Below are 25870 nucleotides of genomic sequence, written 5' to 3' on the forward strand. Positions count from 1 at the left end.
GACGACTTCCCGCGTCACGCGTCCGCGCGTCGGGACGCCCGGGAGAGGCGACGAACGTCCGATCGATTACTCTGGCTCGCGGCGTCCGCGAGTATCGGCGGCATCCGCTCCGAGCACGAATGCGAGCACATCCATGAACCGCCCCTCGGATCCCTCCACGGCGCAGCCCGCCCCGCAACGGCAGTTGCGCCGCGCGATGAGCGCCCGCCACCTCGTGATGATCGCCCTCGGCGGCGTGATCGGGTCGGGCCTGTTCCTCAGCTCCGGCTACACGATCCACCAGGCGGGACCCCTCGGGGCCGTGCTCGCCTACCTGCTCGGAGCCTTCGTGGTGTGGCTCGTCATGGTGTGCCTCGGCGAACTCGCCGTCGTCTACCCCGTCTCGGGGTCGATCCACATCTACGCGGCGCGCACGATGGGCCCGGCGACAGGTTTCGTCACGGCATGGCTCTACTGGCTCTGCTGGGTGGTCGCCCTCGGGTCGGAGTTCACGGCATCCGGAATCCTCATGCAGCGGTGGTTCCCGAACGTCGACGTGTGGGTGTGGTGTCTGGTGTTCGCCGGCATCCTGTTCACCCTCAACGCGATCTCGGCGCGCGTGTTCGGGGAGACGGAGTTCTGGTTCGCGGCGATCAAGGTCATCGCGATCCTCGCGCTCATCGTGCTGGGGACCATGGCGATCTTCGGGTTCACCCCGCTGTCCACCAGCCCGCACGAGGCGGTGCTGCTGAGCAACTTCGAGACGCCCGACGGTCTGCTGCCGGCGGGACTGGGCGGCGTGCTCATCACGTCTCTCGCCGTTTTCTACGCGTTCAGCGGCGCGGAGCTCGTGGGCGTCGCCGCGGGCGAGACGAAGGATCCCGGACGTAACATCCCGCGCGCGCTGCGGTCGACCGTGCTGCGGCTGCTCGTGCTGTTCGTCTGCTCGATCACGGTGATCGCCGCGCTCCTTCCCTACGAGCAGGCGGGGCTCAGCTCCAGCCCCTTCGTCGACGTCTTTGAGTACGTCGGCGTGCCGTACGCGGCCGACATCATGAACTTCGTCGTCATCACGGCCCTGCTCTCGGTGGGGAACAGCGGCCTGTACTCGTGTGCGCGGATGCTGTTCTCTCTCGCCGAAGAGGGCTACGCGCCACGCGCGTTCACGCGGCTCACCCGCCGTGGCATCCCGATGATCGCCCTCCTGGTGAGCCTGGCGATCGGTCTCGTCTCGCTCATCTCGAGTGTCATCGCCGCCGAGACCGTCTATCTCGTGTTGGTCTCGATCGCCGGCTTCGCCGCGGTCGCGGTGTGGATGTCGATCGTCGCCGCACAGTTCTTCCACCGGCGCGCGTTCGTCCGAGGCGGGGGCGACGTCGCGACGCTCGTCTACCGCACGCCTTTCTATCCGGTGGTGCCGATCCTCGCGTTCGTCCTGCTGACCGCCTCGATCGTCGCGATCGCCTTCGACCCCGAGCAGGCTCCGGCCCTGTACTTCGGCATCCCGTTCGTCGGCCTCTGCTACCTGTACTTCTGGTGGCGCTACGGCCGGAAGGGCGTCACCCCGCGCCCCCTCGACGAGGAGGCGCCGGTCGGCTGAGCCGGGCACCCGCCTATACGCGCCGTCGAAACAGGCGCGCGGCACCGTACGTCGTGGTGACTGCCGCCGGCGGGCGGGACACAGTACGTTCTCCGGAAAGGCGACGCGGCCCCGGTCGGGGGCGTGTCCGACGCTGGGGAGGCATCCGTGGAGACCGTCGACACGATTGTCGTGGGGGCAGGTGTGTCGGGTCTCGCCGCGGCGCGCTTGCTCACGCGTGCCGGACGCCGCGTCATCGTGCTCGAAGCGCGCGACCGGATCGGCGGCCGGACCCACACCGACCGCTCCGGCGGACACGTCACCGACCGCGGAGCGTCGTGGATCCACGGCATCGACGACAGCCCGGTCGCCGAGGGGGCGCGCGCCTTCGGGATGCCGATGGTCGAGTTCACGGTCGGCGGCTACCAGCCGGCCGGTCGTCCGCTGACGTACTTCGATGAGAACGGCGGCCGTCTGTCTGCCGAAGCGGTCGAGCAGTACGCCGCCGACATTCGCTCCCTGAACGCGGCCCTCGTCGATGTCATCGCCGATTCCGCTCCGGACGCCACGTACGCCGACGTCGTCGAGCGTGCGCTGGCCCAGCAGGACTGGGACGACGAGCGCAAGACGCGCGTGCGCGAGTACAACGACCGTCGCGCCCAGGAGCAGTACGGCGTCGCGATGACGGGGCTCGGGGCGCACGGCCTCGACGACGACACCGTCAACGGCGACGAGGTGGTCTTCCCCCGCGGATACGACGAGCTCGCCCGCAACTTCGCCGACGGGGTCGACGTGCGCCTCTCGCATGTCGTGTCGGGGGTTCACTGGTCGCCCGAGGGCGTCACGGTCGACACCGACCGCGGCTCGTTCTCGGCCGACAACGCGATCGTCACCGTTCCCGTAGGTGTTCTGCAGTCCGGCGACCTCTCGATCGAGCCCGAGCTGCCCGCGGCGCATCGCCGCGCCCTCGGACTGCTGCGGATGAACGCCTTCGAGAAGGTCGTGCTGCGCTTCCCCGAGAGATTCTGGGATGCCGGGGTCTACGGCATCCGTCAGCTCGGTGCCGAGGGGGAGTGGTGGCACTCGTGGTACGACCTCGGCCGGATCCACGACGAGCCCGCCCTGCTGACCTTCGCCGCCGGTCCGGCGGCCGTCGCGACCCGCGAGTGGTCGGACGAGGAGATCGTCGCCTCGACGGTGGCGCAGTTGCGGCGGCTCTACGGGAACGACGTCCCCGAACCCGAGAGCGCGGTCGTGACGCGCTGGCAGGACGATCCGTTCGCGCGCGGTTCGTACGCGTACATGCTTCCTGGCTCGGTCGGTCCCGACCACGACCAGCTGGCCGTCCCGGTGGGCGGGGTGCTGCATCTCGCGGGCGAGGCGACGTGGGGCGACGACCCGGCGACCGTTCCCGGTGCGATGCTCTCGGGGCACCGTGCGGCCGAGAACGTGCTGGGGCGCGAGATCCCGGTGAGCGACCTCTGGTCGTCGGGCGGCGCCTGACGAAGGGATCGGGGAGCGCTACCGCCGCTCCGGCCCGGTCGCCACGGGCAGCTCCTCGTGGTTCGACCACTGGCTCCACGACCCCGGGAACACGCGCGGCTCGAATCCCGCGAGCGTCAGTGCGACGGCCTGATGCGCCGCCGTCACCCCGGAGCCGCAGTAGACGCCCACGGTCATGCCGTCCTCGGCCCCCAGCATCCGGAAGCGAGAACGCAGCTCGTCCGGTTCGAGGAAGCGTCCGTCGCCGCCGACGTTCTCGGTCGTCGGAGCGCTGATCGCACCGGGAACGTGACCCGCACGCGGGTCGATCGGCTCGACCTCACCGCGGTACCGCTCGCCGGCGCGGGCGTCGAGCAGCAGCTCGGACTCGGCGAACGACCCCACCTCGTCGAGCTCGAGCGTGGGCAGAGACCCGTACGCGAGGTCGACCGTCCCGGGCGTCGGGGGCTCGGCATCCCCCTCCTCCCGCTCGAATCCCGCGTCGGTCCAGGCTGACAGCGCACCGTCGAGCAGGCGGACGTCGGCGAGCCCCGCGTACCGCAGCAGCCACCACGCTCGCGCGCTCGACATGTTCTTCAGGTCGTCGTAGACCACGACGGTGTCGCCCGCGTCGATGCCCCAGCGTCGCGCGGCGGCCTGCAGCGTCTCGATCGGAGGGAGCGGATGCCGGCCCTCGGTCGGCGCGCCATGGGCGGCGAGATCGTGGTCGAGGTCGACGTACTGCGCGCCGGGGATGTGGCCGGCGCGGTACTCGGGGCGCCCGTCGGGGCGGTCGAGGCGCCAGCGGACGTCGAGGACGCGCACGCGCCCGCCGTCGGGGAAGGTCCCGGCGGCGAGGGCGGCGTGCAGGTCGTGCGCGGTCGTGAGGATCGAGGCCATGGGTCCAGTCTGGCCCTCAGCTCACCGGGGCGGGACCCCGGGTCCGCCCGTCCGCCACGCGCGCCCGAGCGCGGTCATGGCGGGACGCGATCGGCACGAGTTCGGTGGCCTTCGGCAATCCCATCGGGGGCGTCGCGACGTAGATCGTCTCGGCGCGCTCGACGACGTGCGTCTCGTGCCAGATGCCGACCGCGCCCGGAGTCTTCCGCGCACGTCGGTTAAAACGGGTCCACGCGGGGCGGTGCTCGTGCTCGGGGGCGGAGGCGTACGCGTACAGCTTCTCGAGCGACGACCAGTACTGCACGAGGTAGGGCCCGCGCGACCCGAGAAGCATCGTGAAGCCGAGCAGCCCCGAGTCGGGGTCCACGCTGAGCTCGCGCAGCATCCGGGGCATGTCGCCCATCAGTGGCATCCACTGATCGGGCCGCCACCACTTGTTCACGGTCATTCCGATGTGGAAGACGACGAGTTCGCCTTCGTGACGGTGGGTCATGCGACCCTGATTGATGGATGCCATGGGCTCGTCCTCACTCGATAGTGTTGCTATCCAGTGTTAGATAGTAGGACTATCGAGTCAAGGGGGTCGGCGTGCGGATTTCGGAACTGTCGACGGCGAGCGGCGTCCCCGTCGCGACGATCAAGTACTACCTGCGCGAGAAGCTCCTGCCCGAGGGGGAGCGCTCTTCGCCCACGCAGGCGTCCTACGGCACCGCGCACGTGCAGCGCCTCGGGGTCATCCGCGCGCTCGTCGACGCCGGCGTCGGGATCGCGGGCGTGCGCAAGGTCGTCGGCGTGCTCGAGGAGCCGCCCGAGAACCCCTACGACCTTCTCGGTGCGGCGAACGCTGCCGTCACGCCCGTCATCGCCGGCGAGCCGGATCTGACCGAGGCCACGGCCCTGCTCGAAAGGATGGGGGGAGCCCCCGAGAAGTGCTTCCCCGATCAGCTCGCCGCGGTCGCTCATGCCCTCGCGACGCTCGAGCGCGCGGGGTTCACGGTGCCCGAGCCCGTGATGGCCGCGTACCTCGAGCACCTGTCCGCGATCGCCGACGCGGAACTCGCCGCGACGCCCGCGACGTCGATCGAAGACGCGGTACGGTACGTGGTGCTCGGCACGGCCCTCGTCGAGCCGCTGATCCTCGCCCTCCGTCGCGTCGCCGAGCAGGTCGCCGCGTCGCGACGCTTCGGCACGGGGTGACCTTCGCGGCTCAGGGATGCGGGTTTGTCGCCGCTCCGTCGAGCCAGAGGGTGTCGCTCTTGTCGCCGTGGGCGCCGGGTTGGCCGACGTGCTTGTCGCTGATATCCGGTCCCTTGGTGATCACGTGCACGAGCGCCATTCCGTGCCCGCGGCCGAGGTCGTAGTCGTCCTTCAGCCATTGCAGGATCGGGGTCGCCTTGGCTCCCGGGCCGAACCCGCGCTCTTCTGCCAGCGCGATGAACTGTCGCGGGGTGAGCCCGGTCTTGGTTTCGATGTTGTCGAGATACGCCTGGAAGGACATGACCGGAGGCTAGCGCTCTCCTCCGACATCGTCCACGCCTCATCGGAGTCGGCAGCGCCCGCGTCAGTGATGTCGGCACCCCGGGGTACGGTCGAAGGATGGCCGTCACCCTGCACCGGGCGCCCGTCGCCGAGATCGACCCCCGCACCCTCTATCGCCTTCTCTGGCTGCGCGTGACGGTGTTCGTCGTCGAGCAAGAAGCGGCCTACCCCGAGATCGACGGTCGTGACATCGAGCCGGGTGCCGAGCTGATGTGGGTCAGCGAGGGCGACGAGGTGCTCGCGACCCTCCGCCTCCTGCGCGAGCCGACGAACACGCGCATCGGCCGCGTCGCCACCGCTGCCGCAGCCCGTGGCCGTGGCCTCGCTGCCGACCTGATGCGCGAGGCCGTCGAGATTCTGGATGCCGAGGCCCCCGGCATCCCGATCCTTCTCGATGCCCAGGCCCATCTGGCGTCCTGGTACGGCCGGTTCGGCTTCGTCGTGTCGGGGGAGCCCTTCGCCGAGGACGGCATCCCGCACGTACCCATGCGGCGTACCCGCCTCGACACCGAGCGCCTCGTCCTGCGCGAGTGGACGCGGTCCGACGACGACCGGGCGTTCCTCTTCGACATGTACCGGCGAGCGGAAGTCCGGCAGTACCTCGGCAACGGCCAGGTGATGACCGATCCGGCCGAGGTCGACGCGACCCTCGACCGCTGGACGAGCCTGGCCGACGGCATCCTGGGGGTCCGAGCCGTCGAGACGCGCGACGGCCGCCGGCTGGGATCGGTGCTGCTGAAGCACATTCCCTGGTCGGTGGGCGCGGGCGACGGGCGACCCGAAGACATCGAGATCGGCTGGCACTTCCACCCCGACGCGTGGGGGTCCGGGTACGCCACCGAGGCCGCGGCCGCGGTCCTCGCGCTCGCGCACGAGAACGGCATCCGCACGATCGTGGCGGTCACGAATCCGGCGAACACGGCTTCCGGCGCCGTCGCGCAGCGCATCGGGCTGCGCCCGGCGGGTGAGACGGCCGACTACTACGACACGACCTGCGCGCTCTACGTCAGCGAGGCCGACGCGTGAGAGCCCGCGCGGCGGCGGTGACGGCCCTGGCCCTTGCGTGCACTCTCGTGCTCGCGGGGTGCGACCTCGGGTTCTCACTCGGTTTCGGCGGCAAGCCCGACGGGCACTTCGAAGGCAGTGAGCTCACGGTTCCGGTGCTCTATGTCAGCGGCGGCAAGGGGGGCGTGGCGTCGCAACGGATCACCGCCGAGGCGGCCGACGGCGGCGACCTCAGCATCGACATCACCGAGAACGACGTCAGCGGCGTCGCCCCGGTCACGCAGTCCGCGACGTGGACGGCGGTCACCGCGGCCACGCTCCTCACTGGGGCGCGTCCCGACACGGGGTACACCTTCGGCTTCGACGCGCGCATCAACACCCCCGCCGCCGGGGCCGTGACCGCGGTCGGCGTGCTCGCGCTCTACTACGGCACCGAGATCCAGCCCGGTGTCGCCCTCGCGGGCGGCGTGACCCCCTTCGGAACCGTGAGCCCCGTTGCGGGCCTGCCTGAGCAGGTGGCGGCGGCGATCGAGGCGGGCGGCATCGACACGATCCTCGTGCCGGCCGGACAACGGATCGCCGCGGATGCCGACGGTCGATCGGTCGACCTCGATCAGGTCGCGGCGACCGGCGGCATGACCATCACCGAGGTCGCCGACCTGGCCAGTGCGTACGCGATCATGACGGGCGAAGACCTGCCCGAGTCAGCGTTCCCCACGCCCGCCGCCTCGCCGACCCCGCTGCCGACCGCGACCGAGGGGCCGGCCGAGCCCGGCGACGATGCATTCGACGTCGCCATCGACAGCGCCCTGGCCCGCACGGAATCGTCGCTCGAGACGGCGACCGACGCGTCCCTGGCCGAGCGCTCCCGCGCCGCCGCGGATCGCGCCCGGACACTGCGCGATGCCGGCGACGACGGCGGAGCATTCGCTGCCGCCGCGGCCGCGGCTGACGTCGCCGCGGTCGCCGGGGCACCGGAGGTCGACGCGGCGTCGGTCGGTGCCACGCGCGCGGCGGCGGAAGACCTGCTGGCCCAGGCGTCGCAGAATCCTCCCGGAACGCTCGACGCCGCCGATCTCTCGCTCGAGGTCGTCGGAGCCGCCGCCGATGCCTACGCGCTCGCCGCCTACGCGGCGACCGCGCTCGCCGCGGGAGAAGAAGCGGCGCCGACCGCCGCGGCGCTCGCGGCTTCGGCGCTCGCCCGCGCGCAAGAGAGCGAAGTCCTGCGCGATGCGCTCGGCGCCGGGGCGGGGTCGATCTCGCGCGACGCCGACCTCGACGGCCTCGGCTCGCTGTTGCGGCGGGCGGCGATCGCGGCCACCGATGCGTACGAGTCGCGTGCGGGCGACGCGCCCGTGCGTGCGGGCGACCTGCCGGCTGTGCGGCTCGCGGCTTTCGACGCCGCCCGCGACGATCTCGAGTCGATCGCCGACGGCGACACGTGGCTCGGTCTCGCCCTCGCCGCAACGGCCTTCAGCCGTACCGTTCCGCCGCTCGCCACGCAGCAGGCAGTGCGCGTTCCCGAGGGCGTCGACCCGACGGCGGCTGTTCAGCAGCGCATCGCCGTCGGCGACGAGTACGCGGTTCGCGCGGTCGAGGCACTCTCCGACGCGGGGGCCGAGGTGTCGCTCGTCCGCGGAGCCCTCAGCGACGCGACGGCGACGGCCACGGCAGCCCCCGCTCCCGGCGCATCGGCGGTCTACGCGACCCCGTTCCTGCGGGCACGCGTACTCGCGTTCGCGGCGGGCGTCGAGCGCGAGTGAGGCAGCGCCCGGTCAGGACCTGCCCGTCGTTCTGCGGGCAGGAAACGCGGTGGGGTACCGCCTTGCGGGATGCTCGCCACCGTGGCGTCAGTGCGGCGCGTGGTACTCGGCCGTTCCGCGCTTCCAGTAGCCCTTGACGACGGTGGCGGCGGGGTCGCCCGACCACCGATCGAGCAGCAGAGCCCGTCCGGCCCGGACGATCGACTGCTCCGCGGCGACGAACCCGAAGACGCATCCCTCCGGCTGCTCCTCGACGTCGAGCGCGTCGAGCCAGTCCGCGAGTTCTTCGCCGGCCCGTCGGTCGCCCCGGTGCACCTGAATCACCTGCACGCCCGGCGGAGCGGCGACGGGGAGGTCGTGCGCGGCATCCGGAACCTCGATCGCGATGCGACCGACGGCGTCGTCGTCCATCGCCGCGGCGAATCGGCGGATCGCGGGAACGGCCGTCTCGTCGCCCGCCAGGAGCCACGCGTCCGGGCGTCCGACGAGCACCATCGACCCGCGTGGCCCTCCGACGCCGACGGGCGCGCCGAGGGGAGCCCTCTCGGCCCAGCGACTGCCGACCCCGTCGCCGTGCAACGCGACGTCGATGTCGAGCCAGCCGCTCTCGGCATCCCAGCTCACCGGGGTGTACTCGCGGCTCGGTGCGGATCGGACATCGCCCGCTGGTTCTGAGGGGAAGAACACGCGGATGTGATCGTCGGCGCCGGGCGAGTCGAAACCCCGGAGGTTGGCCCCCTCGAACCGCAGCCGGACGTACGACGGAGTCAGGAAGGTTCGGGCGGCGAGCCTCGCGGAGCGGAAGACCAGCTCGTGACGGCGGGGTTCGAGGCGGGCCCCCAGGGCCGGGTTCGACATCTTCACAAAGCTAAGGCTAACCTAACTTCGCGACCGGCCCCGGAGTGTGGCCGGTCCCCACCGCACATACAGCACTGGAGAGATCCCGCATGAGTACCCGTCTGATCCGTCCCCTCGCCGCCGCGTCCCTCGCGGCGGCTCTGGCCCTCACCGGCTGCGCCTCGGGAGCGGCCGCTCCCGCCGAGCGGGCCGCCGCGACCACCGTCACGGTCGAAGACAACCACGGCTCGATCGAGGTTCCGGTGGCCCCGGAGCGGGTCGTCGCCCTCGACAACACGACGTTCGAGACGCTCAGCGAGTGGGGCGTGCAGCTCGTCGCTGCCCCCAAGCCCCTCATGTACGACCTCTGGCCCTCGCTCTCGGGCGGCGACGAGGTGCTCGATGCCGGCCTGCACCGCGAGCCGAACATCGAGAACATCCTCGCCGCCGACCCCGATCTCATCGTCGGCGGATACCGCTTCCGCGAGATCTACGACCAGTTGAAAGAGATCCAGCCCGCCACGATCGAGACGAGCCCCCGCGACGGCGAGGAGCACACGTCCGAGCTCAAGCGCCAGACGGCGATCCTCGGCCAGGTCTTCGACAAGAACGACGAGGCGGAGAAGCTGAACGCCGACCTGGATGCCGCGATCGCCGCCGCGAAGGCCGCCTACGACCCGTCGCAGACGGTGATGGGCCTGATCACCTCCGGAGGCAAGATCTCGTACGCCGCTCCCGGAGAGGGCCGCGGTGTCGGCCACCTCTTCCCGACGCTGGGCCTGACGCCCGCTCTCGACCGCGCGGCCGAGGACGCGTCGCACGGCGACGACATCAGCGTCGAGGCGATCGCCGCGGCGAACCCCGAGTGGCTGTTCGTGCTCGATCGCGACGCGATGTTCGGCGAAGACGGCTACGTGTCGGCCAAGGAACTGGTCGAGAACGCGGAGGCGCTGAAGAACGTCCCCGCGGTGCAGAAGAATCAGATCGTCTATCTCGACGGCAGCTTCTACCTCGACGAGGGCATCCAGGCGTACACGAAGCTCTACCGTTCGGCCGCCGAGGCGTTCGCCTCCTGATCCCGGTGGGGGTCCGGATGCCGGGCCCCCACCCTCACCATGATCGTCACCGCTCACCCCCCTCGAATGCTCGCCCGGCGCCTCGCGCTGCCCGCGGCCACCGCGGGTGTCGCCGCGCTCGTTGTCGCATCGCTCTTCGTCGGGGCCTACGACCTGGCGGCCGACTCCTTCGGCGCGGAGATGTTCTTCATCTCGCGCGTGCCGCGTACGCTCGCGCTCGTCCTCGCCGGCTGCGCGATGGCCGTCTCGGGCCTGATCATGCAGCTGCTCACGCAGAACCGCTTCGTCGAGCCGTCCACCACCGGCACCTCCGAATGGGCCGCCCTCGGCCTGCTCGTCACGGTCCTCCTCGCACCGGCCGCACCTCTGCTCGTGCGCATGGTCGTGGCATCCGTCGCGGCGTTCGTCGGGACCATGATCTTCATCGGCATCCTGCGCCGGATCTCGTTGCGGTCCTCTCTCGTCGTACCGCTCATCGGGATCATGCTCGGTGCGGTGGTCTCGGCGTTCACGACCTATCTCGCCGTGTCGACGAACTCCCTCCAGATGCTCGGGACGTGGTTCATGGGCAGCTTCACCTCGATCGTCCGCGGGCGGTACGAGGTGCTCTGGGTCGTGGCGATCGTGGTCTTCCTCGTCTTCCTCTACGCCGACCGCATCACGGTCGCCGGCCTCGGTCGCGACATCGCGACCTCCGTCGGCCTCGATCACACGCGCGTGATGCTCATCGGCACCGGTCTCGTCGCCGTCGCCACGGGCGTCACGACCGTGGTCGTCGGCTTCCTGCCGTTCCTCGGACTGGTCGTGCCGAACCTCGTGTCGATGTGGCGCGGCGACAACGCCCGCGCCAACCTGCCCTGGGTGTGCCTCGGCGGCGTGGCCATCGTCGTCGTGTGCGACATCGTCGGACGGGTGATCCGGATGCCGTTCGAGGTCCCCGTCTCGATGATCCTCGGGGTCGTCGGCTCCGCGGTGTTCATCACCCTGCTCTTGAGGATGCGTGCCCGTGGCTGAGGCGCTGACCCGCCCCGCCCCGGCGATCCGGCTCGGCCGTCCGCGGATCGCCGTGCGCTTCGGCATCCTGGCCCTCATTGTCGTGGTCGCGGCCGTGGGCGTGCTGACCTGGAACGTGCCGGGCGAGCCCGGTTCGCGTGCCTTCTGGCTCGCCGTCAACCTGCGCGTCGTGAGCGTCGCGACCATCGCCCTCGTCGCCTGTTGCCAGGCGGTCGCGACGGTGCTGTTCCACACGGCCACGGCGAACCGCATCCTGACCCCGTCGATCATGGGGTTCGACGCGCTCTACGTCGTGATGCAGACCGCGCTGGTGTTCTTCTTCGGCAGTGCCGCGCTTTCGGCGACCGACGGCCTGCTCAAGGTCGTGGTCCAGAGCGTGCTTATGGTCGGGTTCGCCACGTTGCTCTACGGCTGGCTGTTCGCCGGCCGCCGCGGCAACCTCCACATCATGCTGCTGGTCGGCGTGGTGTTGGGGGTCGGCTTCGGCTCGCTCTCGACGGTCATGCAGCGGCTGCTCACCCCGAGTGATTTCGACATCCTGTCGGCCCGCCTCTTCGGCAACCTGTCGAACTCGGATGCCGACTACCTGCCGTGGGGCGCCCTCGTCGTCGCCGTGGTGCTCGTGCTCGTCTGGCGCGCGCGACACCGCCTCGACGTGCTGGCGCTCGGCCGCGAGGCATCCGTCAATCTGGGACTCACCTACCGGCGCGAGGTCGTCGGGATGCTCGTGCTCGTGGCCGTGCTCATCTCGGTGTCGACGACGATGGTGGGTCCGATGACGTTCTTCGGCTTCATCGTCGCGACCCTCGCGTACCAGCTCGCGGGCTCGGCGCAGCACCGCGTGGTGCTGCCATTCGCCGTGCTGCTCGGCATTGCGACCCTGCTCGGCGGCTACTTCGTGCTGCGGCACGTGTTCTACGCCGCCGGGATGCTCTCGATCATCATCGAGTTCGTCGGCGGCCTGTTCTTCCTCGTCTACCTGCTTCGAAAGGGCAGCCTGTGATCTCGCTCACCGATGTCACCATGACCTACGGCGACCTCACCGTGCTCGGTCCCGTGACCCTCGACATCCCGGCCGGAGGGGTGACGGCGCTCGTCGGCCCGAACGGTGCGGGCAAGTCGACCCTCCTCACGATCGTCGGGCGCCTGGCGACGGCGACGAGCGGTCGCGTCACCATCGCGGGTCACGACGTCACGACGACCCCCGGACGCGCGCTCGCGAAGATCGTGTCGATCCTCCGCCAGGAGAATCACTTCGTCACCCGCCTCACCGTTCGCGAACTCGTCGGCTTCGGGCGCTTCCCGCACTCGCAAGGCCGTCTCACCGCCGACGACCACGCGAGGATCGACGAGGCCATCGCCTTCCTCGACCTGACCGAGCTGTCGGGTCGGTACCTCGACCAGCTCTCAGGCGGACAGCGCCAACGGGCCTACGTCGCGATGGTGCTCGCGCAGGACACCGACTACATCCTCCTCGACGAGCCGCTGAACAACCTCGACATGAAGCACGCCGTCGCGATGATGGGCCAGCTCCGGCGGGCTGCCGACGAGCTCGGCAAGACCATCGTGATCGTGGTGCACGACATCAACTTCGCGGCGGCCTATGCCGACCGCATCGTCGCGCTGTCCGAGGGGAGGGTCGTGCACGTCGGCACGCCCGACGACCTCATGACCTCCTCGACGCTCGAGGACGTCTTCGGCACCCCCGTGGAAGTGCGCCGAGACGGCGCGTATCCCCTCGCGGTGTACTACCGATGAGTCGACGTCACAGCTGGATGCCGTTGTCCTCGTCGTTCACGCCGACGTTGCGCCCGCGGCTCGACTCGTACGCGATGAGCCATCCCACCGACGCGGCGGCGGCCAGGATCAGGCCGAGCCACACGTTCTGCCACACCAGGCCGAACAGGATGCCGACGATGAACAGCACCACGCTGCCGAGGACCCAATACGTGCGTCCGCGCGGCCAACCCGTTCCCGTCTGCGTCATGCGCCCAGCCTAGGGGCTGCCCCCTCCCGCCTCTCCGCCCCGACCCGTGAAAGAAGACCATGGCACGCACGAACGCCGCGCAGACGCGGCAGAAGCCCGACAAGAGCGAACTGCTCACCCTCCGCGTGCGGGAGCGGCGACGGCTTTCGCCCTCGTTCGCCCGCGTGACGGTGATCGGCGACGATCTCGCGCGCTTCTCGCCGCTGGGGCGGGACCAGTGGTTCCGACTGTTCCTCCCCGTGTCCGAGGGCTCGCTCTCGCGCCTGCCGAACAGGCTCGACGCCCTCGCGTACTTCCGATATCTCGCGATCGCCAAGACCGAGCGCCCGGTCCTGCGCAATTACACCGTCGCGGGGTTCCGCCCCTCGGGCGAGCACGGCCCGGAACTCGACATCGATTTCGTGCTGCACGGCTCCGCGGACGAAGGGACCGCGGGACCCGCGGCGACCTGGGCGGAGACCTGCCGCCCGGGTGACGCGGTCGCGATCCTCGACGAGGGCATTCTCTTCACCCCGGCCGCCGGTCTCGCGGGACCCTACGCGCTCGTGGGCGACGAGACGGCGCTCCCCGCGATCTCCGGAATCCTTGCATCCCTCCCCGCCGACGCCACCGGCACCGCGATGATCGAAGTCCCCGATGCGGGGGACGTGCGCGACCTCGTCGCTCCCGCGGGTGTCGAGGTGCGATGGGTCGTCCGCGTCGACCCGCGCGAGACGCCCGGGACGTCGGTTCGCGACGCGGCGATCGCGGAGGCCGCGGAGACGCCCGCTTACGCGTGGGTGGCGGGCGAGCAGTCGCTCGTGGCCGCGATGCGCCGGCAGTGGGTGCGCGTCGGCGTCGACAAGCGCGCGATCTCGTTCACCGGGTATTGGCGGGCGCCGCGGGGTCACTGATGTCGACGGGTCCTCGGTTCTCATCGCCCGGCCCACCCTTCTCCCGCAGATGTCGGTGGGGCGCCGCGCTCGCTTCTCCCGGCTATGCGGAGGCCGAGGTGGTCAGCGGTCGCGGTGGTCTTCGGGATGAAGGCGCGGGCCGCGGCGCGGTTCGAGCGCCGAGCCGACGTAGATGAGCCGGATCACGCGCTGGCGGTGTCCCGCGAAGGGCTCGAGCAGCTCGAGCATGCCGTCGTCGTCGGTGCGGTGGCCGGTGAGGGCGTATCCCACCTGGTGCGCGAGGTGATAGTCGCCCACGCTCACGGCATCCGGGTCTCCGAAAGCGCGGATGCGGGTTTCGGCGCTGGTCCAGATCCCGACCCCGCGCAGGCTGATGAAAACGCGGTCGCGGGCTTCGCCGTCGGTGGCGGCGCTCGCCGCGCTCACGACGGACTCGCCGCGTCGCGCCGTCTCGACGATCGTGCGGGACTGCGGAGGCTCGAGTCCCGCGCGATGCCACGCCCACGACGGGACATGACGCCACCCGTCGATGTCAGGCGGGGCGAACAGCGGCCGCGGGGTGGGACCGGGGGCGCGTTCGCCGTACCAGGTGACGATGCTGCGCCAGGCCGAGAAGGCCTGGAGGCTCGTGACCTTCTGCTCCATGATCGCGCTGACCAGCGCGTCGAAGACGAGATCGGTGCGTCCGATGCGGAGGTCGGGATGCCGCCGGTGCCACTCGGCGACCGACGGATGCCGCGAGGCATCGAATCCGGCGGGGTCGTCGAGCTTGCCGCAGAGTGCCGGCAGCTGGTCGAGCGCCCACTCGGCGCCGGGTCCCCACGCCGCCGCGCGCACCGCGCCTCCGATGCTCTGGCGCAGGGCGAGTGTCGCGACGCCGAGCGGGGTGCGGCTGACGCGCCAGACGACACCGCCGTCGCGCAGCGGCATCGACGAGAAGTAGGTCGGGTCGTTGCGTCCGTGCCGTTGTGCGGCGACGGCGCGACCGACGTCGACGGGCTGCGCGGGACGGTACTCGCCCTCGAGCGGACGCTCGGTCGGGACCGGAAGCTCGCGCGGCGTCTGCCGTGTGCGCACCCCGGTCGATCTCATGCCGACACCCTACGTCGCCCCGCCGACATCGCGGCATCCGGGGCTGTTTCGCGCCCGCTGGAACGCGCGAGGTGCGGGGTGATCGGTCAGAAGCGGTCAGGCGAGGGGGTGCCGTGACCGTAGCGGATCGAGACGTCGGCGTGACGGTCGAAGCGGTATCCCACGCCGCGCACCGTGCGCACGATGTCTTCGTAGGCGCCGAGCTTGGCGCGCAGTCGGCGCACGTGCACGTCGATGGTGCGCTCGCCGGGGGCGTCGTCATCGGTCGAGCCCTCCCAGAGGGATGCCACGAGCTCGGCGCGCTCGATCGTGCGACCCTCGCGCAGCACGAGGTACTGCAGGAGCTCGAACTCCTTGAACGTGAACGCGGCCGACTCGCCGTCGATGAGCACGCGCTTGCGCGAGATGTCGACGACCACACCGCCGGGCGCGCGGTCCTCTTCGGCGGGCTCGTCCTTGGTGCGGGCGACGGCGGACGGCTCGTGCAGGGCGAGGCGCACCACGTCGACGTCGCGGCCACCGGCTCCGGTCGGAGCGAGGGCGACCGTGGCGTACGTCTCGGCGGCGGGGGCGAGCTCACCGAGCGTGCGACGCAGTGCCTCGACGAGCGTGCCGAGGCTCACTCCGGCGGCCGCGGCTTTCGCCTCGTCGATGCCGACGTAGAGGGCGAAGCCGCGCGGGGCGGAACCGGCGGGGAGCGCAGGGCGGGCGGCCGGGGCGGCGGAGGCAGGGGCCGCGGGGGCAGGGGCCGCGGCAGCCGGGGCCGGTGCGACGGCGGGACGCGCGGCGGGGCTCGCGGCGGCGGGACGGATGACGGAGGTGGTGGGGCGGTCGAGAACAGCGGAGATCGACATGAGGATGAAGTCCTTGGGTGTGTGAACCCGGGCGTCGTCACGAGGCGGGGTTCGACGGGAGGTGAGAGCCGAGAGGCCGGTGCGCGGTGTCCGGACACGCGTGATCGACGCGCGACGCAGACGACCGGTGGACGATGTCGGCGTTCAGAAGCTCGAGATCGTCGGAGCGAGGGTCGCTGTTAGCGGCACATTCGACAACACATGACAACGCGGCCGGGCATCATCATGCCGGCAGTCCCGTTCGCCTCCCGGGCGGACAGAGAACGCGCATTGACAGTCATGGGGGGATTATGACGCAAGAAGTCCCGCGACGTCAAATCGCCCCGGATGCCGATGCTTCGCGCATTCTGCTCAGTCGGGCGCGGCGAAGGTGAGAGTGGACCGTGCATTCTGCGCCGTCGACGCCCGTTGCTCGTGGGCGGCGTAGCCTCTCGTCATGGCTGACCTGCTTTTCGCCGACGACAAGGCCGCGTCCCGTTTCACCCTGCATCGGGGCGACGATCTGGTCTCCGTTCTCGACTATCGCGACGACGGTCGCACAATCGCCCTCACCCGGGCGTTCACCATCCCGACCTTTCGCGGTCACGGCTACGCCGCCGTCATCACCGAACGGGCTGTCGATGCCATCGAGGCGAGCGGCGACCGCGAGATCCTTCCCGTCTGTTGGTACGTGGGGGAGTGGTTCGAAGCCCACCCCGAGCGTGCCGGCATCCTGAAACAGCGCACCTGACTACGCAGTGCCCCGGCGGGCGTCAACCCCTGCCCGCGTGACCCGCGATGCCGGGATGCTGGAGGCGTCGAAAGGGGAAGTCATGACCGACGACCGCGACCTGCCTGAAGGTGTCATCAACGCCGACCCGCCCGGTGGGTGGGAGAGCGGCGCCGTCGCCGACGGCGAGACCGCAGAGCAGAACGAGAACGCGAAGGGGTCGTCGCGCCTGAACGACGCCGCTCCTTCGGACCCCATCGAGGGGGATGCCGCCAGCCAGGGCATCGACCCCGATATGAGCACGGAGGACTGACATGTCGGACGAGACCCGAGCCCCACAACCTTCCACCGGCCCCGATGGCGGCGCGTCGCCCGCTGATTCGGTCGGCGGAGCGCTGCACGACGAGGGCAAGCGCGCGGCGCGCCCCGACGAGCAGTCGGAGCCGATCATGGACACGCACGAGACCGACGACGAGGCCCGCATCGCCGGAGTCGTCGTACAGACCCGTGCCGACGTCGGCGGCAAGAGCGACGAGCGCGTCGCCGAGGTGCTGCGTCAGCGCTTCGCGCAGATCGGACTCGAGCTCGGCGACGACCGCATCCGCGCCCTCGCGGCCGAGGTCAACGCCTCCTGAGCCCCCCCGACGACGCCCCGGCCGATCCACGCGGCCGGGGCGTCGTCGCGTGCGGACGAAAGGCCGTCGGCCCCGTGATTCCGCGGTCGGGGCGTTTGCTGCGAGCCGATGTCGGAGGGTCGACGTACCGTGTCTGCATGCGGATCCTGCACACCTCCGACTGGCACATCGGGCGCTCCTTCCACGGGCATTCGACTCTCGATGCGCTCTGCGGCGTGCTCGACGCCCTCGTCGCGCAGGTGGCTGAGCACGAGGTCGACCTCGTCGTCGTCGCGGGCGACGTCTTCGACTCCGCCACACCCGCCGCCGCCTGCTATCCGCTGCTCTCGCGCACGCTCGGCGCGCTCGCCGATGCCGGCGCCCGAGTCGTCGTCACCAGCGGCAACCACGATTCCGCGGCGCGGCTGGGGTTCCAGTCCGCGCTCCTGCGTTCCGAGATCTCGGTCGTGACCGATCCGCTCTCGGTCGGTGTCCCCGTGACGGTGTACGACGAGCACGGTCCTGTCCACGTCTACGGCATCCCGTATCTCGAACCGGCGATCGTGCGCCATGCGTGGGAGGGGGTCGAGCTGCGAAGCCAGGCCCAGACCATGCAGCACGCGCTCGACCTCGTGCGTGCCGATCTCGCCGAGCGGGGCGGGCGATCGGTGGTTGCGGCGCACTGCTTCGCGGCGGGCGTCGAGTCCACGCCGGGGGTCGAGCGAGAGATCCGTCAGGGTGGGCTCGACGTCGTTCCGCTTCCGGCGTTCGACGGACCCGACTACGTCGCCCTCGGCCATATCCACGGCCGGCAGCAGCTCTCCGACCGCGTGCGCTACGCGGGCGCGCCACTGCACTACAGCTTCGGCGAAGCAGGGAAGCCGCGTGGGTCGTGGCTCGTCGAACTCGACGCCGAGGGACTCTCGTCCGTGAGCTGGATCGACCTGCCGGTGCCGCGCCCGCTGGTGACGCTCCGCGGGCCGCTCGACGACCTGCTGACCGATCCCGCTTTCGACGGCCACGACGAGCACTGGGTGCGCGCCGAATACACCGACAGCACACCGCAGCCCGACCCGATGCGGCGGTTGCAGGCACGGTTCCCGTGGTGCGCCACCGTGGTCCACGCGCCGGCGGCGACACGGCCCGACGAGGGGGTCGGGTACGCCCAGCGGGTGCGCGCGGCGCGTGACGACGCCGAGGTGATCGACGCGTTCCTCGTCCACGTCCGCGAAGGCGAGGGCGCGTCCGAGGCGGAGCGCGAGCTCATCCGCGAGGTGCTCGACGCGCGCGCGCTGTCGGAGGCCCGGTCGTGAAGCTCCACCGCCTCGAACTCGAGGGGTTCGGCCCCTTCCTCGACACGCAGGTCGTCGACTTCGACGCGTTCGCCGACGACGGCATCTTCCTCATCACGGGGCGCACGGGCGCCGGGAAGTCGAGTGTGCTCGACGGCGTCTGTTACGCGCTGTACGGCGGTGTGCCGCGCTACGACGGCGCCGAGCGGCGCCTGCGCAGCGACCACTGCACGCCCGACGACCCCACCCGGGTGACGCTCGAGTTCAGCGCCGAGGGTGAGAGCTGGCGCGTGACGCGGTCGCCGGAGTTCGAGCGGCCCAAGCGTCGAGGCGGTGGCACGACGAAAGAGCCGCACCGCGCGCTGCTCGAGGTGCGCACCACCGAGGGCTGGGAGGGGGTCGCCGCGCGTCCCGTCGATGTCGGCACTCGGCTCGACGAGATCCTCGGCCTCAGCCAGCAGCAGTTCCTGCAGGTGATCCTCCTGGCACAGAACCGCTTCGCGCGGTTCCTCCTCGCCAAGAACGACGAACGGCTCAGCCTGCTGCGAACCCTCTTCGGAACGCGGTCCTTCGAGGACTATGCCGCGCAGCTCGATGAGAGGCGCAAGCGCTCCCAGGAGCGTCTGGCCGTGGAGGGTGTGGAAGTCTCCACCCTGCTCGATGAGGCGGAGCGCCTCGCGGGCGAGCTCGACGCGGATCTCGCGGTCTCGCCGGGCCCGCCCTCGGCGGGCGATGAGCGGGCGGGTGAGGAGCCCGTCGAGAGCGTTACGACGATCCCTGATGCCGTCGCTCAGGCGTCCGCCCCGCCGCCCCCAGGGCCACCGTCGGTGAGCGAGCGCTTGGCGTCCGTCGTCCGGGCCGTCGAGAGAGCCGACTACCGCGTCGAGACGCGTGAGCGCGAGCGCAATGCCGCCGACCTGCTGCTCGACAGCGCTCTCGCGGCGGAGCGTGAGGCGCGCACCCTGCGCGACCGCCAGCTCGACCGACTCAGGGTCCGCGAGCAGCTCGCGACGCTGGAGGCCGAGACGGAGCGCGTCGCCGCGGCCCGCGCGGAGGCGGAGGCCGCGGGCGAGGCTGAAGCCCTGCGCCCCGCCATCGACGCTGAGAAGCGGACGACGGCCGACCTCGCGGCGGCGGAAGAACGTCTCGCGACGGCGGTCGTTCGAGCGGAGGCCGTCGGTGAAGAACCGGGCCCTGACGCCGATGCCCTGACGCGTCGTGACGACGAGCTCACCGGTCTGCTCGCTCGCGGGGAGGCGGCACTCGCGGCCGAGACCGCCCTGGCCGAGGCCGACACCGACCGGGCCCGCGCGGCGACCCGTATCGCGAGCCTCGAGACCGAGCGCGACACCCTCGCGGAGGGGCGTGCCGACGTTCCTGGTCTCCTGAAGGCGCTCGACGATCGGCTCGCCGAACTGGCGGGAGCAACAGCTCGTCGAGAGGCCGCGGCGTCGCGCTGCGCCGAGACGCGGTCTCGCCTCGACGCCGCGCGAGAAGCCGAACGACTGCTCGCTCATCGGGAGCAGGCCGACATGGCGGCGTTGGTGCGCGGCGAAGACATGCGCAACGCGACGGACGCGTGGACAGCGCTGCTACGTCGCCGCCTCGCCGGCGCCGCCGCTGAACTCGCCCACGAGCTCGTCGACGGAGAGCCGTGCGCGGTGTGCGGTTCGCGCGAGCACCCGCACCCCGCGACCGGCGATGATGCCCCGGTCACCGACGAGCAGCTGGCTGCGGCGGAAACCCTGAAGAACACCGCTGTCGAACAAGACCGTCTCGCCTCGGACGCGGCCCGGATCGCCCGCGACGACTATGCCCTGGCCGCCGCTCGCGCCGGCGGCGAGGGCGTCGAGGCCCTGGCCTCTCGCCTCGCGGAAGCGGAGCAGGCGCTGAGCACGGCACAGGCCGACGAGGCCGAGTACGCCCGGGTGCAGGCAGATCGCACCCGCGCGACCGATCTCGATGCCGCGATCGCCGTCCGCCTCGACGCGCTCGCCGCCGACCTCGCGACCGCTCGTCAGGAGGCGGCTCTGGCGATCCAGCGGGCCGACTCGCTGCGCGCCGACGTCGAGGCAGCCCGGGGTACGTTCCCGACGGTCGCGGCGCATCAGGCCGACCTCGATGCTCGCCGCACCGCGGTGAGGGCGTTGACGAGCGCTCGGGCCGATGCCACCACCGCGACGGCGGCCCAACGGGAGGCTTCCGAGGCTCTCTGGCGCCTCGTGGCCGACAGCCCGTTCGACACCGTCGCCGCCGTCGTGGCCGCCCTTCGTCCGGCTCCCGAACGGCGCCGACTCGACGAGACGATCGCCGCGCACGACGCCGCCGTCGCGTCCGCCCGTCAGCGGCTGCTCGATCTCGAACTGCTCCTCGTCGACGCCGCTGACGAGCCCGTCGACATCAGCCCGCTCAGCGCGGCGGTCGCCGCTGCTCGCGACGATTTGCAGCGGGCCGCTGCCGCACACGCCTCGGCTCTCGCGCTCGCCGACCGCCTGCGTGGCCTCGCCCATCGCGCCGACGCGGGGCACGCGGCGGTCGCGACGCTGGCCGACGAACACGCTGTCGTCGCGCGCCTCGCCGACACCCTCGCGGGTCGCGCGCCCAACACCCGACGGATGACGCTCGAGACGTTCGTGCTCGCCGCCGAGCTCGAAGAGATCGTCGTGGCAGCGAACCTCCGCCTCGAGCAGATGTCGTCCGGGCGCTACCGTCTTCAGCACACCGATGCGCTCGCGGCACGGGGCGCCGCCAGCGGCCTCGGCCTCGAGGTGATGGACGCGTTCACCGGCCAATGCCGACCCCCGCACTCGCTCTCCGGGGGAGAGACGTTCCTCACCTCGCTCGCCCTGGCCCTGGGCCTCGCCGAAGTCGTGACGGCGCGGGCGGGCGGCATCCGGCTCGACACGCTGTTCATCGACGAGGGATTCGGATCGCTCGACGACGAGACCCTCGACCTCGCGATGCGCACTCTCGACGAGCTCCGGCAGGGCGGTCGGACGGTCGGCGTCATCAGCCACGTGGCGTCGATGAAAGACCAACTCCCGGCTCAGCTGCGCGTCGTCGCCACCCCGCGTGGGCCGAGCGTGATCTCGCAGGATGCCGCGCTGCCGATCGCGTGAGAGCGTCGAACTCGCCGTCCGCCTAGGCTGGAGACATGCGCAAGAGCACCCTCTGGACCATCCTCGGTGTCGTCGCTGCCGTCATCATCGCGTGGATCATCGTGAACGTGGTGTTCTCGCTCATCACCTTCGTGTTCCGTGTCGCCGCTGTCGCGGTGGTGGCCGTCATCGTCTTCTTCGTGCTGCGCGCCGTGTTCGCGCGCCGTGACGTCGACTGACGCCGACACACCGAGAGAGCCCGCCGGCGCCGCATCGTCGCTCTTCGTGCGGTCCACCCTCGACGCGAGCCCGCCACGCAACCCGGCGCGCGTCGCGATCCCGGTCTCCGTGCCGCCCGTCTCGCGCAAGCCCACCCGCGGTGTCCGACGTCAGGAGTAGCGTCGGCCCCGATGCCTGATCACGCGCCCTCGTCGAACGCCGCTCATCCCCCCACACGCGACATCGTGCTGTCTCCGAAGCACCGGTGGCGCGCCTATTGGGTCGCGGTCTCGGTCGCCGCGCTCACCATCCTCGATCTCACGAAGGTCAATGTCGCCCTCCCGTCGATCGAGTCGGCCCTCAACGCGGGACCCACCGAACTGCAGCTCGTCGTCTCGGGCTACATCCTCACCTTCGGTCTCGTGCTCGTACCGGCGGGGCGCCTGGGCGACCTGCGGTCCCGGCGCGTGCTGTTCCTCGTCGGGCTGTCGCTCTTCCTCGTCACGAGCCTCGTCTGCGCGCTCGCCCCCAACACCACGGTGCTGCTCGTGGCGCGCCTGCTGCAGGGCGTGGCGGCCGGCATCCAGATGCCTCAGGTCCTGGGGCTCGTCCAGCAGCTCTTCCAGGGCAAGGAGCGCGGTCGGGCGTTCGGGCTCTTCGGCGCGACCGTGGGCATCGCCACCGCGTTCGGGCCCACCCTCGGAGGGCTGCTGATCGCCCTCGGCGGCGACACCGACGGGTGGCGATTGATCTTCTGGATCAACATCCCCCTCGTCGCGATCGTGATCGTTCTGGCCGCGTGGCTCCTGCCGAACACCCGGACGAAGTCGCGCCGCCGGCTGGACCTCGATCCCGTGGGCGTGCTTCTCTTCGCGCTCACGATCCTCGCGCTGATGTGGCCTTTCCTGTTCACGACGGGCTCGCCCGACGACGATCCCCGCCGGTGGTGGTTCCTCGTGGCATCCGTCGTCTTCGCCGCGATCTTCGTGTTCTGGGAGCGCCGCTACGCCGACCTCGGACGCACGCCGCTCATGCCGTTCTCGATCTTCTCGCTGTCGTCGTACCGCAATGGCGTGCTCATCTCGACCGCGTACTTCTCGGCCATTCCGGCGATGTTCCTGCTGGGCACGCTCTTCCTGCAGGGCGGGCTCGGGCTCGAGCCCGTCTTCGCCGGCATGGTCACGATCGGCTTCGCCGTCGCATCGGCATGGAGCTCGTGGATCGGGGGCAACCTCGTCGCACGCCTCGGCCGTCCGCTCGTCGTCTGGGGGATCGTCGGCATGGTCGCCACCGCCGGCGGTCTCGTCCTCGTCGCGCTCTTCACCCCGCCCGAGTGGACCCCGTGGGCGATGGCGGGAGTCATGGTCGTCGGCGGCTTCGCGGGCGGTCTCGTGATCTCGCCGAACCAGACCCTCATGCTGGCCGACATCCCGGTGTCGAGCGGCGGGGTGGCGGGGTCGGTCGGGCAGCTCGGCCAGCGCATCGGCACGGCTGTCGGCACGGCCATCGCCCTCGCGCTCTTCTACGCCACGATCTACCGCGAGCAGGCCGATGTCGACACCGTCGTGGTGTACCACGACGCGTATGCGTCGGGCATGATCACCGTCGGGATCTTCCTCGCGCTCGCCCTCCTCGTGGGCGTGGCCGACCTCGCGGGGCGAGCGCGTTCGGGCTCTCAGACCCCGTAGCGCTCGCGGAACTCCGCGCGCAGCTCGTGGCTGCACCGCTCGACGACGACGTCCCACAGTTCGGTCGCGCCGTCCTGCGCGCGGTCGGAGACGGCGCGCAGGATGCTGATGGGCACGTCGAACTGCTGGGCGACCCAGATGAGCGCGTACGTCTCCATGTCGACGAGACCGGCGCCGAGGCCGCGGATCAGCCGAACCGCCTCGGGGTCGTCGACGAAGTGGTCGCCGGTGGCGATGATCCGACCCTCGTGGCCGGTGTCGACGCGGGTCGGCAGCGAGACGTGCTCGCCGAACGTGCCGTCGAGCCCCTTCACGTCGTGCTGGATCGCCGCGGCGATGTCGTAGATGCCGCCCTCGATCTCGTCGTCGATCGCCCCGGCGGTGCCGACGACGACGATCTCGTCGTACTCGCCCTCGCAGAGCGCGCGCGTCAAAGCGTAGGCCGCGGGGATCTTTCCGACGCCGGTCAGCAGACGCCGGAAACCGGGGATGTCGTCCTCGAAGGCGACGAGTTCGGACGCGTGGGCGGCGACGAGAAGCTTCACCCTCTCATTGTCCCCGATGGTGCGGGCCCCCACGTCCCGGGGTGCTCGGGGCGCGGAGCGCCGGGATGAGCGGAGGGCGTGGGAGGAGCGGAGGATCGAGCCTCGGCATCCGCCCTCCCTCGGCCCCTGCTCCTCCGCTCGTCACGACACGCAGGGTGCTGAGTGAGCACCGTGGCCCCGAGCGCGCCTCGGGGCCACGGGACGGGTCAGCCCTGCGCGGCCTCGGAGGCCCGCGACAGACGCGCGATCTCGTCGGCGCTGAGCTCGAGCGAAGTGCTGGCCAGCAGGTCGGCGACCTGCTCGACCTTCGACGCGCTCGCGATGGGAGCGGCCACGGTGGGCTGGGCGCGCAGCCACGCGAGAGCGGTCGTGGCGATCGAGGCGCCGTGCGCCTGGCCGATCTCGTCGAGCGCGTCGATGAGCGCGATGCCCGCGGGCGTCGCGAGCTTCGCGGCCCCCTCGGCGCGCGGCGAGTCACCGGCGGCATCCGGAGTGCGGTACTTGCCCGTGAGGAAGCCGCTCGCGAGGGCGTAGTACGGGACGAGCGACATGCCGTACTGCTCGGCGACGGGGACGATGTCGCGCTCCACCTCGGTGCGGTGCACGAGGTTGTAGTGCGGCTGGATCGCGACGGGGAGGTCGAAGCCCCCGGCTTCGGCCAGCGAGATCCACTCGCGGATGCGCGCGGCGGTGTAGTTCGACACGGCGACGTACCGCACGAGTCCGTCGGAGACGAGATCGGCGAAGCCCGCGACGGTCTCTTCGAGCGGGGTGTCGGCGTCGTCGAAGTGGGCGTAGTACAGGTCGATCGTGTCGACCGCGAGACGCGTCAAGGACGCCTCGGCCGCCGCGCGGATGTTCTTCGCGCGGAGCCCCCGGAATTCCGGGTGCTGGCTGACCTTCGTCGCCACGACGACGTTTTCGGGCTTGCGCGAAGCGAGCCACTCGCCGATGAGGGTCTCGCTCTCGCCACCCGAGTTGCCGGGCACCCAGGCGCTGTAGACGTCCGCGGTGTCGATGAAGTTCCCGCCGCCCGCGTGGAAGGCGTCGAGCACGGCGAACGAGGTGTCGCGGTCGGCCGTCCAGCCGAAGACGTTGCCGCCGAGCGAGAGGGGGACGATGTCGAGGTCGCTGCTTCCGATGCGCGTCATGATGGCCTTCCTGTCGTGGTTCTGGGTGACCTCAGACTCAACGACGGACCCGCCTCCGCATTCCCGCGACGCGCCTCACTCCCGTGACTTGCGCCGAATGTTCGCGCTCGCTCGCGTCGGACGAGCATTCGGCGCACGTCAGTGCCAGAGGTGGCGTGTACGGGTCAGGAGCCGCCGGACAGGATGCCGATGAGCCCGCTGATCAAGAACCACAGTCCGATGCCGGCTCCGGCGATCCAGATCACGACGGTTCCGGCGGGGTACTTCTTCTTGCCGTTCGGGTCCTTGCCGTCGGCGTTCTCGCCGCTGGGGCCGTTCGGCGCAGTCATGAACGCACCATCATGACGATCGAGGTGATGAGCACGGCGAGGCCTCCGATGGCGGCGATGGCGGCGATGATGGGCCCCCCGCCCGTGAGGAACGCCACGACGCCGAGAGCGATGAAAAGGACACCGACGACGATGCCGACCACCTGGTACACGCGATACCGCGCCGTACCGTCTCGGACTTCCTGTTCGCTCACGACGACCCCCTCCCTCCAACCTAGCGAAAAG

At 70.9% G+C, this 25870-nt stretch carries 28 protein-coding genes; 17 read left to right on the forward strand and 11 right to left on the reverse strand.

Features of this window, described 5'->3' with window-relative positions:
- Positions 1 to 133: 133 nt before the first annotated feature.
- A complete protein-coding gene (locus tag ACMW4R_RS15530; RefSeq protein WP_418300342.1) occupies positions 134 to 1579 on the forward strand; it encodes an amino acid permease in 1446 nt (481 codons plus the stop codon).
- Positions 1580 to 1726: 147 nt separating this feature from the next.
- Positions 1727 to 3061: a flavin monoamine oxidase family protein gene (locus ACMW4R_RS15535; protein WP_418300343.1), complete on the forward strand. Its 1335-nt coding sequence runs from the start codon at positions 1727 to 1729 to the stop codon at positions 3059 to 3061.
- A gap of 18 nt (positions 3062 to 3079) precedes the next feature.
- Here the strand turns inward: ACMW4R_RS15535 and ACMW4R_RS15540 are convergent, their stop codons facing one another.
- Positions 3080 to 3940 carry a sulfurtransferase gene (locus tag ACMW4R_RS15540; protein ID WP_418300344.1) on the reverse strand — a complete coding sequence of 287 codons (861 nt, stop codon included), beginning with the start codon at positions 3938 to 3940 and terminating at the stop codon, positions 3080 to 3082.
- Between the two features lie 16 nt (positions 3941 to 3956).
- Entirely contained in the window at positions 3957 to 4457 is a 501-nt protein-coding gene (locus ACMW4R_RS15545; protein ID WP_418300345.1) for a DUF4188 domain-containing protein, read from the reverse strand.
- Between the two features lie 71 nt (positions 4458 to 4528).
- Here ACMW4R_RS15545 and ACMW4R_RS15550 point away from each other — a divergent pair, with 71 nt between their 5' ends.
- Positions 4529 to 5137 (forward strand): MerR family transcriptional regulator, encoded by a 609-nt coding sequence (locus tag ACMW4R_RS15550; protein ID WP_058613351.1) that lies wholly within the window; start codon positions 4529 to 4531, stop codon positions 5135 to 5137.
- Positions 5138 to 5147: 10 nt separating this feature from the next.
- On the opposite strand, the gene ACMW4R_RS15555 is transcribed toward ACMW4R_RS15550, so the two are convergent.
- Positions 5148 to 5438, reverse strand: a complete 291-nt coding sequence (locus tag ACMW4R_RS15555) for a DUF4287 domain-containing protein (RefSeq protein ID WP_058627577.1) — start codon at positions 5436 to 5438, stop codon at positions 5148 to 5150.
- Between the two features lie 98 nt (positions 5439 to 5536).
- On the opposite strand from ACMW4R_RS15555, the gene ACMW4R_RS15560 reads away from it, so the two are divergent.
- Together ACMW4R_RS15560 and ACMW4R_RS15565 are read left to right on the forward strand one after the other, a co-directional pair.
- Positions 5537 to 6505, forward strand: coding sequence for a GNAT family N-acetyltransferase (locus ACMW4R_RS15560; RefSeq protein WP_418300346.1), 969 nt, complete (start codon positions 5537 to 5539; stop codon positions 6503 to 6505).
- Positions 6502 to 8247 carry a S16 family serine protease gene (locus ACMW4R_RS15565; RefSeq protein WP_418300347.1) on the forward strand — a complete coding sequence of 582 codons (1746 nt, stop codon included), beginning with the start codon at positions 6502 to 6504 and terminating at the stop codon, positions 8245 to 8247. Before ACMW4R_RS15560 ends, ACMW4R_RS15565 begins: the two co-directional genes overlap by 4 nt.
- A gap of 87 nt (positions 8248 to 8334) precedes the next feature.
- Here the strand turns inward: ACMW4R_RS15565 and ACMW4R_RS15570 are convergent, their stop codons facing one another.
- A complete protein-coding gene (locus ACMW4R_RS15570; protein WP_418300643.1) occupies positions 8335 to 9105 on the reverse strand; it encodes a siderophore-interacting protein in 771 nt (256 codons plus the stop codon).
- A gap of 89 nt (positions 9106 to 9194) precedes the next feature.
- Between ACMW4R_RS15570 and ACMW4R_RS15575 the strand changes: the two genes are divergently transcribed.
- The 4 genes from ACMW4R_RS15575 to ACMW4R_RS15590 are packed head-to-tail and all read left to right on the forward strand — an operon-like array spanning position 9195 to position 12932.
- On the forward strand, positions 9195 to 10160 hold the full coding sequence (locus ACMW4R_RS15575) for a siderophore ABC transporter substrate-binding protein (protein WP_418300348.1): 966 nt from the start codon (positions 9195 to 9197) through the stop codon (positions 10158 to 10160).
- Between the two features lie 39 nt (positions 10161 to 10199).
- Entirely contained in the window at positions 10200 to 11174 is a 975-nt protein-coding gene (locus ACMW4R_RS15580) for an ABC transporter permease (RefSeq protein WP_418300349.1), read from the forward strand.
- Positions 11167 to 12177, forward strand: coding sequence for an iron chelate uptake ABC transporter family permease subunit (locus ACMW4R_RS15585; RefSeq protein WP_418300350.1), 1011 nt, complete (start codon positions 11167 to 11169; stop codon positions 12175 to 12177). The genes ACMW4R_RS15580 and ACMW4R_RS15585 overlap by 8 nt, the downstream gene beginning before the upstream one ends.
- Complete coding sequence (locus tag ACMW4R_RS15590; protein ID WP_058596363.1) at positions 12174 to 12932, forward strand: ABC transporter ATP-binding protein; 759 nt, start codon at positions 12174 to 12176, stop codon at positions 12930 to 12932. Before ACMW4R_RS15585 ends, ACMW4R_RS15590 begins: the two co-directional genes overlap by 4 nt.
- 7 nt (positions 12933 to 12939) lie before the next feature.
- Here the strand turns inward: ACMW4R_RS15590 and ACMW4R_RS15595 are convergent, their stop codons facing one another.
- Positions 12940 to 13161, reverse strand: coding sequence for a hypothetical protein (locus tag ACMW4R_RS15595; protein ID WP_058596364.1), 222 nt, complete (start codon positions 13159 to 13161; stop codon positions 12940 to 12942).
- Between the two features lie 59 nt (positions 13162 to 13220).
- Here ACMW4R_RS15595 and ACMW4R_RS15600 point away from each other — a divergent pair, with 59 nt between their 5' ends.
- Positions 13221 to 14054: a siderophore-interacting protein gene (locus ACMW4R_RS15600; protein WP_418300351.1), complete on the forward strand. Its 834-nt coding sequence runs from the start codon at positions 13221 to 13223 to the stop codon at positions 14052 to 14054.
- Positions 14055 to 14156: 102 nt separating this feature from the next.
- On the opposite strand, the gene ACMW4R_RS15605 is transcribed toward ACMW4R_RS15600, so the two are convergent.
- Positions 14157 to 15146: a DNA-3-methyladenine glycosylase family protein gene (locus ACMW4R_RS15605; RefSeq protein WP_418300352.1), complete on the reverse strand. Its 990-nt coding sequence runs from the start codon at positions 15144 to 15146 to the stop codon at positions 14157 to 14159.
- An 86-nt stretch (positions 15147 to 15232) separates the two neighbouring features.
- On the reverse strand, positions 15233 to 16000 hold the full coding sequence (locus ACMW4R_RS15610; protein WP_418300353.1) for a winged helix-turn-helix domain-containing protein: 768 nt from the start codon (positions 15998 to 16000) through the stop codon (positions 15233 to 15235).
- Between the two features lie 436 nt (positions 16001 to 16436).
- On the opposite strand from ACMW4R_RS15610, the gene ACMW4R_RS15615 reads away from it, so the two are divergent.
- The 7 genes from ACMW4R_RS15615 (at position 16437) to ACMW4R_RS15645 (ending at position 23620) form a co-directional block, all read left to right on the forward strand.
- Positions 16437 to 16730: a GNAT family N-acetyltransferase gene (locus ACMW4R_RS15615; protein WP_058597934.1), complete on the forward strand. Its 294-nt coding sequence runs from the start codon at positions 16437 to 16439 to the stop codon at positions 16728 to 16730.
- A gap of 82 nt (positions 16731 to 16812) precedes the next feature.
- Positions 16813 to 17022, forward strand: a complete 210-nt coding sequence (locus tag ACMW4R_RS15620) for a hypothetical protein (protein WP_058615074.1) — start codon at positions 16813 to 16815, stop codon at positions 17020 to 17022.
- A 1-nt stretch (position 17023) separates the two neighbouring features.
- Positions 17024 to 17344, forward strand: coding sequence for a hypothetical protein (locus ACMW4R_RS15625; RefSeq protein WP_058597936.1), 321 nt, complete (start codon positions 17024 to 17026; stop codon positions 17342 to 17344).
- Positions 17345 to 17481: 137 nt separating this feature from the next.
- Positions 17482 to 18636: an exonuclease SbcCD subunit D gene (locus ACMW4R_RS15630; RefSeq protein WP_418300354.1), complete on the forward strand. Its 1155-nt coding sequence runs from the start codon at positions 17482 to 17484 to the stop codon at positions 18634 to 18636.
- Entirely contained in the window at positions 18633 to 21734 is a 3102-nt protein-coding gene (locus tag ACMW4R_RS15635) for an AAA family ATPase (protein ID WP_418300355.1), read from the forward strand. The genes ACMW4R_RS15630 and ACMW4R_RS15635 overlap by 4 nt, the downstream gene beginning before the upstream one ends.
- A gap of 35 nt (positions 21735 to 21769) precedes the next feature.
- A complete protein-coding gene (locus ACMW4R_RS15640; protein WP_058597939.1) occupies positions 21770 to 21952 on the forward strand; it encodes a hypothetical protein in 183 nt (60 codons plus the stop codon).
- 171 nt (positions 21953 to 22123) lie between these two features.
- The gene (locus ACMW4R_RS15645) at positions 22124 to 23620 is read left to right on the forward strand and encodes an MFS transporter (protein ID WP_418300356.1); all 1497 of its coding nucleotides are present in this window, start codon (positions 22124 to 22126) and stop codon (positions 23618 to 23620) included.
- Here ACMW4R_RS15645 and ACMW4R_RS15650 read toward each other — a convergent pair.
- From ACMW4R_RS15650 to ACMW4R_RS15665, 4 genes are all read right to left on the reverse strand, one after another.
- Positions 23608 to 24165, reverse strand: coding sequence for a nucleoside phosphorylase (locus tag ACMW4R_RS15650; protein ID WP_418300357.1), 558 nt, complete (start codon positions 24163 to 24165; stop codon positions 23608 to 23610). The genes ACMW4R_RS15645 and ACMW4R_RS15650 overlap by 13 nt on opposite strands.
- A gap of 206 nt (positions 24166 to 24371) precedes the next feature.
- Positions 24372 to 25316 carry an aldo/keto reductase gene (locus tag ACMW4R_RS15655; protein ID WP_418300358.1) on the reverse strand — a complete coding sequence of 315 codons (945 nt, stop codon included), beginning with the start codon at positions 25314 to 25316 and terminating at the stop codon, positions 24372 to 24374.
- A 164-nt stretch (positions 25317 to 25480) separates the two neighbouring features.
- Entirely contained in the window at positions 25481 to 25645 is a 165-nt protein-coding gene (locus ACMW4R_RS15660) for a hypothetical protein (protein WP_193751326.1), read from the reverse strand.
- Positions 25642 to 25839 (reverse strand): hypothetical protein, encoded by a 198-nt coding sequence (locus ACMW4R_RS15665; RefSeq protein WP_153001431.1) that lies wholly within the window; start codon positions 25837 to 25839, stop codon positions 25642 to 25644. The genes ACMW4R_RS15660 and ACMW4R_RS15665 overlap by 4 nt, the downstream gene beginning before the upstream one ends.
- Between the last annotated feature and the right edge of the window lie 31 nt (positions 25840 to 25870).

The organism is Microbacterium sp. S1037 (assembly GCF_048381605.1).
Lineage (GTDB): Bacteria > Actinomycetota > Actinomycetes > Actinomycetales > Microbacteriaceae > Microbacterium > Microbacterium testaceum_B.